Origin of the sequence: Ilumatobacter sp. (assembly GCF_049588435.1) — a bacterium.
Lineage (GTDB): Bacteria > Actinomycetota > Acidimicrobiia > Acidimicrobiales > Ilumatobacteraceae > Ilumatobacter_A.
In genome coordinates, this window is sequence record NZ_JBAVYV010000166.1 from 1 (window position 1) to 2,333 (window position 2,333).

General features: G+C 65.2%; 2 protein-coding genes and 1 pseudogene. 1 reads left to right on the forward strand and 2 read right to left on the reverse strand.

Features of this window, described 5'->3' with window-relative positions; genetic code table 11:
* Both groEL and groES read right to left on the reverse strand, forming a co-directional pair.
* Positions 1-835: chaperonin GroEL (gene groEL, locus WBV89_RS06110; RefSeq protein WP_423980450.1), on the reverse strand; the 835-nt coding region annotated here is incomplete at its 3' end.
* Between the two features lie 60 nt (positions 836-895).
* Positions 896-1,186: a co-chaperone GroES gene (groES, locus tag WBV89_RS06115; protein WP_423980451.1), complete on the reverse strand. Its 291-nt coding sequence runs from the start codon at positions 1,184-1,186 to the stop codon at positions 896-898.
* Positions 1,187-1,526: 340 nt separating this feature from the next.
* Here groES and WBV89_RS06120 point away from each other — a divergent pair.
* A pseudogene (locus WBV89_RS06120) lies at positions 1,527-2,333 on the forward strand (hypothetical protein); the annotation flags it as partial.

Consider the following 2,333-nt stretch of genomic DNA (forward strand, 5'->3'; position numbering starts at 1 on the left):
AGCCGGGGGCCTTGACGGCCGCGGCGTTGAACGTGCCACGGATCTTGTTCACCACGAGGGTGGCGAGTGCTTCGCCGTCGATGTCCTCGGCGATGATCACGAGCGGCTTGCCGGTCTGCATGACGGCTTCGAGCGTCGGGAGCATCGTCTGGACGGTCGAGATCTTCGCGCTGTGCAGGAGGATGTAGGCGTCCTCGAGGACGACTTCCTGGCGCTCGGTATCGGTCACGAAGTACGGGGACAGGTAGCCCTTGTCGAACTGCATGCCCTCCGTGAAGTCGAGCTCAGTGCCGAACGTGTTCGACTCCTCGACGGTCACGACGCCGTCCTTGCCGACCTTGTCGATGGCGTCAGCGATGACTTCGCCGACCGACTCGTCAGCGGCGGAGATGGTGGCGACCGAAGCGATGTCCTTCTTGTCGTCGACGTCGGTGGCCTGAGCCTGGATCGAGGCGACCGCAGCAGCAACCGCTGCCTCGATGCCCTTCTTGATCGCCATCGGGTTGGCGCCTGCTGCGACGTTGCGCATGCCGGCGTGGACCATCGCCTGAGCGAGGACCGTGGCGGTCGTGGTGCCGTCACCGGCGATGTCGTCGGTCTTGGTGGCGACTTCCTTCACGAGCTGGGCGCCCATGTTCTCGAAGACGTCGTCGAGCTCGATCTCCTTGGCGATCGACACACCGTCGTTGGTGATCGTCGGTGCGCCGAACTTCTTGTCGAGCACCACGTTGCGGCCCTTCGGACCGATCGTGACCTTGACTGCGTCAGCGAGCTTGTTGACGCCGGCTTCGAGCGCCCGGCGGGCCTCGTCGTCGAACTTCAGAATCTTTGCCATGTGGTTTCTACCTCTTTACGAATGTTTGGTTCTGCGAATGGGTTGATCAGCGGGCGTCGGTCAGCCGACGATCGCGAGCACGTCACGGCTGTTGAGCACGAGCAGGTCCTCGCCGCCCGAGCTGACTTCGGTGCCGCCGTACTTCGAGTACAGGACGGTGTCGCCGACGCTGATTCCGACCTCGATCAACTCGCCAGTGCTGTCCGAGCGCTTGCCCGGTCCGACGGCGAGGACTTCACCCTGCTGGGGCTTTTCCTTGGCGGTGTCGGGGATGACGAGACCGGAAGCGGTCTGCGTCTCCGGCTCGGCGGGACGGACCACGATGCGGTCATCGAGTGGCTTCAGGTTCATGTTTCGTGCCTCCATTGGCAGTCATGGTGTTGCGGATGTTGCTCGCTCCGGCGCTGACTGAGCGCCGGCACAGTTCCGAGGCAGCCGCTTTGGCACTCCTCGAATCCGACTGCCAATCATAAACCTCCGCCCTGCGATTGGCAACCGGATCATGAGAGTGCCAACCAGAGTTCGCCTCCCGGCCACCTTGCTCGCGCAGCGGCGTGCCCAAGGACACGGCAAAACCGACACCGCGTCGAGGCCGATCCGATCTACGTTGGCTCAGTTGATCGAATCATCGCAGGGGGAAACTTGACGATGGATCGGCTGCGGGCATCAGACGTGAACAGGCTGGTCAAACATGAAGAAGTCGGTCGAGGCTCCGTGGAGCCGACTCCGTAGTGCTGCCGACGGTCGTGTGACCGTCGGCATCGTCATCGTTCTCGGCACGATCCTCGTGCTGCCATCGGCACTGTGGCTCATCGTTCTGGCCGCGGCGATGGCCAGTCGCCCGTTGAGCGGTCCGCTCCCGAACGCCCCCGAGCGCGCCGCGCTCCGACAGTGGATCGCCGTCAGCGCCGTGTTCGTCGGAGCGGTCCTCGTGTCGATGGTCGGCAAACCGCTCACCAGTCATGGCATCCAGCTGCTCATCTGGTTCACGCTGCTGCCCGCCATCGCCGTGCTCTTCTGGTATTCACGACGTCGGTCGTACACCAGCGCCGCACTCTGGCTCGGCGCCACGATCGGGGCGAGCGGAGCGGGGTTCATCGCGATCGTGCAGGTCGTCCTGCTCGGCAACCCGCGTGCGGAAGGGATCGTCGGCAACGCGATCACCTTCGGCAACCTCGCACTCGTGATGGGCGCGGTCTCGCTGTCGCTCCACCGCGTCACCGCTCTCCCGCGCCGAGTCGCCGTGTCGGCGTCGTTGTGTGCAGCGGGGCTCGGGCTGACGGCGAGCATCCTGTCGGGTGCGCGCGGCGGATGGCTCGTCGTTCCTGCGCTGATCGCTGTCCTGCTGTGGCAGGCGCGTTCCGAACTGACCCCGGTGCGCGTCGCGTGCCTCGCGATCGGCCTCGTCGGTGTGATCGGCTTCGCGGACGTGGCATCGGGCGGGATGCCCACCACCCGTGCGTCGGCCTCGGTGACCAACGTCTCGAGCTACACCCCC